This window comes from Mucilaginibacter sp. (assembly GCF_041663085.1).
Taxonomy (GTDB): domain Bacteria; phylum Bacteroidota; class Bacteroidia; order Sphingobacteriales; family Sphingobacteriaceae; genus Mucilaginibacter.
In genome coordinates this window covers 1-6,797 of record NZ_JBAZRC010000196.1, presented here as the reverse complement: position 1 = coordinate 6,797, position 6,797 = coordinate 1, and the positions used below count along the sequence as shown (strand labels likewise).

Below are 6,797 nucleotides of genomic sequence, written 5' to 3'. Positions count from 1 at the left end.
AAAGTTTGTGGTGTTGAGATGAATGACACCTGTTAGATTAATAGTAAATGAAAATATGAAACCTATTAGCCCGCCCATAATCAAACTCGGCGCAAAAGTCCCCCCGTTTCCGCCTGCACCCAGTGTTACCAGGGTTGCAACTGACTTTGCGAAAATAGTGAATACAGTAAAAAGTATAACTACACCGGGAATATCATGGTAATCAGAGAAAATACTGTTATTAATTACAGAAAGGTAATTGCCGGCTAATAATTGTTTGATGGTAATATAGCCTTCTCCATAAAGCGTAGGAAACACAAACACCATTACCCCCAATAAAAGTCCGCCTGACAAAATCTTTTTATAAATGCCGTGCATTCTGTAAAAGAGACCTTTGATAAAATAGTTAGCTTTAGTGAAGTAGATAGAGAACAAGCCAATCAACAGAGCGAGCAATACATAATAGAAAAGCGAACTTATTTCCCAGCCGTGGGTAACCAAAATAAACAATTGTTGTGTGTAAAAAAGCCGGGCAACAACTGCAGCGGTTGCAGCGGAAAGTAAAAGGGGAATAAAAGCCGGAATAGTGAACTCCGGCAATAGTACTTCAATCGCGAATACAATACCGGCTATCGGACTATTGAAAGCTCCAGCAATTCCGGCCGCAGCACCGCAGGCTAGCAGTAATGTGATTTCTTTATAAGAAAGTCCCCAAAAACGCCCGAGGGAAGACCCTATTGCAGAACCGCTGGTAACGATTGGAGCTTCCAGTCCAACTGAGCCACCAAATCCTACAGTAATGGCTGACGTTATAATTTGAGAATATACGTTATGTGTATCAATCCTGCTGGATTTTTTAGAAATAGCGTACAAAAGAGGCGTAAGCCCGGTTTCAAATTTGCTCTTTCTGATGAAATATTTAATATATAAAACAGTAAGCAGGATCCCGATCATCGGTGATAGAAGATATACATAATATTTATACTTCCATTGCCAGCCATTTTGCAGAAACTCTTCGATATGATGAGTGAGGCTTTTTAGAATTGCAGCTGCTATACCTGCAAGAATGCCAACCAGAATAGCCAGGATTATAAGAAAATTACGATTGGATATTTTGGCTTTTCGATAATTATTTAAGATATCGATATAATCGAAAAACTTAATAAACATAAATAATTTTTAATGTTGCTTCTGCAAAAGTACGTAAATTATATAGAAAGCTATTTTGGAGGCTCAATCCGCTGCGCGTCCAATACAATTTTAACCTTAGCTCAAGGCATTCCCAGGAAGTGTCATTAGCACTTTATCACCATTTATGGTTTCCATAATAAAGATAAGCTATGCTGGTTAATGAATATATCAACATTGTGGTTAACTAGTCTGATGATAGTTCGGTCATCGTTATAACAATTGTCACCTTCCAAACATCGAACAGACTGATCGTTATTCAGCGTGTAGTTTTTGGGTTTGCTCATAAAGAATAGTAGCCCGAAGCTTTTTTCCAACATAATTAACTAAAATATGGGTTAACAAATATCGATCTGAAGAAATTTTAAATCATGATGTTTATTAATTTAACATGTTGATTATCATTTTAATATAGAGTTTTCGTTGAGTTTTTTTGGGATACAACTATTCAATAAATAACTCAATGGAGTTTCTGAGCATTTACGCATGATTTGAATGAGTAGAAGCAACAAAAAAGCCCTTAAATTAACGATTTACGGGCTTAATGATGTTTTGATATGATAATCTGCGGAGAGCTAGGGTAATGAACCTTTGTCTTAACTGTCCAATTATGTGTTAGTTATCTATCGAAAAATCTTTTACTCAATGAATCATTTAACGGTGCGAAATGACTTTTAATCGTTACCATTATTGCACTATCAGCAATCAACCTTTACCCTTAGCAAAAGTAATTGCAGCTGCCTGGAAATTCTTAATGACCGGGGCCGTAATCGTAGCTTCGGCCGGGTTTATGCCTAAAGCTTTCCAATCAAGGGTAAGTTTAATTGTCGTATCTACGGGTGACCAGCCGGCTATGGCAATCAAGCGGACCATTACCGGATAAGCAACACCCGTTTCTTAGCCTTTATATTTCGTTCCTAAAAATGTTAATTAACGAAATTAAATCATCGGAAAATCTTTGACTTAAAATCAAGTATCTGGTAATCAATAATTTAATATGTGGCACGCGCTTGGTATGGCGAACACAAAAGGAATCAGTGAGAAAGTGTTCCATCAATTATTCATCATGAATCTAAAATCAAGACAATGGATACAGTCTACATAGTTACGCATATGGCGATGGCAACATGCATCATAACAATATTATATGTATCGCTTACTTCCCCTAAAACTATCAGCGATCAAAATAATAACTCTTCAAATGCCCCGCTTTCTATAATGGGCGTAAAGTTGATCGTTCGGACTCTAAAAACGCTTTACAGAATAGCCATGAGTATACTCATCACTCATTTAAAGTAGCACTTAACAGTTTTTTTAATATAAATAAACAATCATGAAAAATTCAATTAAAATCGGTGTTATTACACTAGTAATGTTCTCTTTCCTGGGACACAATGTAAAAGCTCAATCTAACAACAAAACAGAAACTTATGGATCAGGGATCCGGCTTAGTATTGGTGTTGACGCGGGCATTCCTGTCGGATCGTTACGAAGGGACTATAGGTGGAGTTTTGGAGGGTCTGCCCAAGCCGACTTCCCGCTAATCAGCAACCAGCTATACGTCACGTTGAATAGTGGGTACAATAATATTTTTGCAAAGAATAGTCCCGGTTTGAACGACATTCACCTTATTCCGGTAAAAGCGGGCCTGAAATATTTCCCTGTGAAAATATTTTATGTACAGGGAGAAGCTGGGGCGTCGTTCCTGACAAATAATAATGAGGCCGAAAAATCTGCTTCGTTTGTATATGCACCCCAGGTAGGGGTTTTACTTCCTGTTGGTGCCAAAAATTATATAGATGCAGGCTTTAGGTTTGAAGGCAATACTAAATTTTATGAAACAGGTAAATCGAGTAACTTCTTTGGATTGCGGGTAGCATATGCCTTCAGCCTTTGATCGGGTGCAACTGTCTTTTTTAGCCAGGTAATTCGACCGGCTAAAAAAGACGGAATACCATCGCTTGATTAATTTGATTTTGGCCAGGTAATACGCCTGAATTTTTATTCAACTCACAATGCAAAACAACAATAGTACTCTATTTTTAGGATCTCCGAAAACGTATGTAACCGGGCATAACATAAAAATATCATCCATACAGCTTCATACAAATAGCGAACATTCACCATGCGATGAAGTTGAACGAATGCAGTTCGCTATAAATTCTTTGAGATCCGGAATCTGGACCTTTGATTTTTTAACGAATTCACTGATGGTTTGTAGCAGATGCAGGGAGTTAATTCCGGCTTTAAGCGGTGGAGAGATCAAGGAAAGCGACCTGATGGGCCTTGTAGTTGGGGAATATAGCAGGCAGGTATCGGAAAGCTTTTACCTGGCATTAAAAACCTATGCCTCTTTTGATATAGAAGTGCCAGTCATCGAGTCAAATAATCTTCACCCTAAATGGTTTAGGATAACCGGGACAACCGCTTTCAGTAGATCGAATACTTTACCTCAAATGCATGGATTAATTGAAGATATATCGGACAGGAAACGGATTGAGCTTTTAAAACGAGACCACCTGGCGATTGTAAGCCATGATTTGAGATCACCGCTATCTGTTATTAAACTATATATCCAGCTTTTTGAACGTGAAATTGGTAATCCGGATAATCATCTTACCTGGCAGATGCTGAAGAAAGCCGGATTACAAATCGAAAAAATGAACAACATGATCGAGTGTTATCTGGAATCGCCTGCAATAGGAGCGGGGGAAATCAAATACTCGCCGGTAATGTTTAACATTAAGGAATTATTTGAAGAGATAATAGATGACCTGCGTCTCTTATATCCGGGTTATATTCTCCTGCTTAAGCGCGTTGCAGTCGTAATGGTGTTTGCTGATAGGGAGAAAATTTGCCAGGTAATTCAAAATCTGCTGAGCAACGCCATAAAATACTCTTCACAAACAGATGTGATTAATATAAATTTTCGAACAATAGATAATTACCTTCAGGTAGAGATACAAGACCATGGAATGGGTATTAGACCAGCTGACCAGAAAAAAATATTTGACAGGTTTTACAGAGTGGAGCGGGTAAGCGGTAAACCAGTTAAGGGATATGGAATTGGTTTATATTTAACAAAACAAATATTGAAGCAACATCATGGTGACATTTGGTTGGAAAGCGAGATAAATAAAGGGTCCAAATTTTATTTTACTTTACCTTGTTCGTGTCTCTAAATCAATCATAGTAATGCCATCAATTTTTAAAAGAATATTTATCTTTAAAAATTATACTATTGTTGGTCACCGCAACTTATGGATCCTAAAGAATTGTTAAAAGGTCATATCACTAAAACAGCCGTTCTTACTGAGGAACAGTTTGAATATTTCTTTTCACATTTTAAAAAGCAGGATTTTAAAAAAGGACAGGCCATAATTACTGATGGGGATGTTGTGAATTGTGAATATTTCGTGATTTCCGGTTGCTTAAAATCCTTCTTTATAAACGATGATCTGAAAATGTTCATTCTTCAGTTTGCTATGCCAACCTGGTGGGCTTCCGATTACAATGCCTTATACAGTCAAAGTAAAGCTACTATAAACGTTGATTGCATTTCAGATACCGAGGTGCTTTGTTTAAGTAATAACGATAGGGAAAAGTTATGCAATGAAATACATGAAGTGGAGCACTTTTTCAGGTGGAGAACCAACAGAGGCTACGTTGCCGCACAAAAAAGGCTTTTGTCCTTTATGAATAATAACGTCAAGCATCGTTACGAAGAACTTTTGAAATTATATCCTGAATTATATAATACAGTCCCCAAGAACCTGATCGCAGCATACTTAGGGGTTTCAAGAGAAACACTTAGTCGGCTGTAGTACCTATGTGGTAACTATTAAATATTTTTTTTCTTTCCGAATGTGATCCAGGTCACACACCATCCTGAAATATCTTGCTTTACTTAGGCCGAAATGAAGAAACAAACGATAGTTGTTGCCGGTGAATTATCGGGTATAGGGAAATCAATAGCGAGACTTTTTTTAGACAAGGGAGATAATGTAGTGCTCAATTCAGTAAATACAGATAAAATAACACAGTTGTTTCACGAACTTGGCGGTGGCGGAAATTTGGCGGTTGTAGCGAGCAACGTTAGTGATAGGGTTACCGGAATAAAGCTTTTAGCTACAGCAGTGGCAAAATTCGGATCGGTTGATGTATTGGTGAATAATGCAGGTGTTTTTGAGACTAAGCCTTTCTTTCACGTAGATGAAGGTTATCTCGACCGTTTTTTGGATACTAACTTAAAAGGGCCTTTTTTGATCACGCAGGGTATTATTCCACAAATGCTTAAGCAAGGCAAAGGCATAGTGATTAATATTGGCATGCCATTAATTAACCCAATACGGGGAGGCGCTCCAGGTGCAGCAGTTCTTGCACCCAAAGGTGCAGTACACGCCCTTACATTACAGCTTGCGGCCGAATTTGGGGAATATAACATCAGCTTTAATACAGTAACACCGGGCATAGATTCCAAGTCAATGCATGCAGCTACGGAAGAATTTATAGCCGGAATGCACTTATCTGAACGTACGGCCGAAGTGCAAGATATAGCACAAATGGTATATGCTATCGCTAAAAAGAATTTATAACTGCTTTACTATCACATTTAACCAATGGTTGCTGAATAATAAACGTGGATGGTTGGCCTTCGCGTTCCGGGAAAATTGTTATGCTTGTTGGCTCGCTTTATTAGGCTCAAATTAAAATAGGTATTAACCGTTTTCATTTTTAGCATACTTTTTTTCTATACCCAATTTTTTTATCCGAGAATTTAATGTAGATGGGTGAAGTTCAAGTAGTTCTGCCGCACCACCCTGTCCATATATCCTCCAACTGCACTGTTCAAGTGCAAAAAGAATATGATCCCGTTCATTATCTATCAGGGATTTTACTCGGCCGTTAGATACCGTCTCAGTCACTTTATTTTGTCCCGATAACTTCAGCGAGTTAACAATTGGCCCACTGGTAAGTAATACTGCCCTGGCTATCGTGTTTTCCAGTTCCCTGATATTTCCCGGCCAAGTATAATTGATCATGGCTTGTATCACATGATCCGCCACCCCGGTAATCTCTTTTTTCTCTTTTCGGGCATATATATTTACAAAGTGCTTAGCCAATGCTACGATATCCTCCTTGCGTTCGCGCAAAGGCGGTAATAGTATAGGGAAAATGTTGATACGATAATATAAGTCCAATCTAAACCTGCCTGCAGCTATCTCCTCCTCCAAATTCCTGTTGGTCGCCGCTATTATTCGTACATCTACTTTTTTTGTTCGTCCTCCTACCGATTCTATTTCTTTTTCTTGCAAAACCCTTAGCAACTTCACTTGCAATTCCAAGGGCAGTTCACCAATTTCATCTAAAAAAACAGTGCCTTCATTTCCCTGCTCAAATTTCCCTATCCTCTTGTCTGTGGCCCCGGTAAATGATCCTTTTTCATGGCCAAATAGTTCCGACTCGATAAGGTTTGCCGGAAGAGCTGCACAATTTACTGCTATAAACGGTTTCTCTTTGCGCTCTGATAATCGATGAACACTTTGCGCAATCAATTCCTTACCTGTACCACTTTCTCCTAATATCAGCACAGATATATCTGACGTACCCACTATTTTAACATTATCTAA

At 38.4% G+C, this 6,797-nt stretch carries 8 protein-coding genes; 5 read left to right on the top strand and 3 right to left on the bottom strand.

Annotated elements, in window-relative coordinates; genetic code table 11:
- Together WC615_RS21890 and WC615_RS21885 are read right to left on the bottom strand one after the other, a co-directional pair.
- A partial coding sequence (locus WC615_RS21890; protein WP_372980176.1) for a chloride channel protein occupies positions 1 to 1,149 on the bottom strand: 1,149 nt, incomplete at its 3' end.
- A gap of 723 nt (positions 1,150 to 1,872) precedes the next feature.
- On the bottom strand, positions 1,873 to 2,040 hold the full coding sequence (locus WC615_RS21885; protein WP_372980175.1) for a glycoside hydrolase domain-containing protein: 168 nt from the start codon (positions 2,038 to 2,040) through the stop codon (positions 1,873 to 1,875).
- A 213-nt stretch (positions 2,041 to 2,253) separates the two neighbouring features.
- Between WC615_RS21885 and WC615_RS21880 the strand changes: the two genes are divergently transcribed.
- The 5 genes from WC615_RS21880 (at position 2,254) to WC615_RS21860 (ending at position 5,762) form a co-directional block, all read left to right on the top strand.
- Positions 2,254 to 2,466 (top strand): hypothetical protein, encoded by a 213-nt coding sequence (locus WC615_RS21880; protein WP_372980174.1) that lies wholly within the window; start codon positions 2,254 to 2,256, stop codon positions 2,464 to 2,466.
- 34 nt (positions 2,467 to 2,500) lie between these two features.
- A complete protein-coding gene (locus WC615_RS21875) occupies positions 2,501 to 3,064 on the top strand; it encodes a hypothetical protein (RefSeq protein WP_372980173.1) in 564 nt (187 codons plus the stop codon).
- A 118-nt stretch (positions 3,065 to 3,182) separates the two neighbouring features.
- Entirely contained in the window at positions 3,183 to 4,349 is a 1,167-nt protein-coding gene (locus WC615_RS21870; RefSeq protein ID WP_372980172.1) for a sensor histidine kinase, read from the top strand.
- 78 nt (positions 4,350 to 4,427) lie between these two features.
- Positions 4,428 to 4,991, top strand: a complete 564-nt coding sequence (locus WC615_RS21865) for a Crp/Fnr family transcriptional regulator (protein ID WP_372980171.1) — start codon at positions 4,428 to 4,430, stop codon at positions 4,989 to 4,991.
- 93 nt (positions 4,992 to 5,084) lie between these two features.
- Positions 5,085 to 5,762, top strand: coding sequence for an SDR family NAD(P)-dependent oxidoreductase (locus WC615_RS21860; RefSeq protein ID WP_372980170.1), 678 nt, complete (start codon positions 5,085 to 5,087; stop codon positions 5,760 to 5,762).
- Between the two features lie 123 nt (positions 5,763 to 5,885).
- Here the strand turns inward: WC615_RS21860 and WC615_RS21855 are convergent.
- The coding region (locus WC615_RS21855) for a sigma-54 interaction domain-containing protein (protein WP_372980169.1) at positions 5,886 to 6,797 on the bottom strand (912 nt) is incomplete at its 5' end.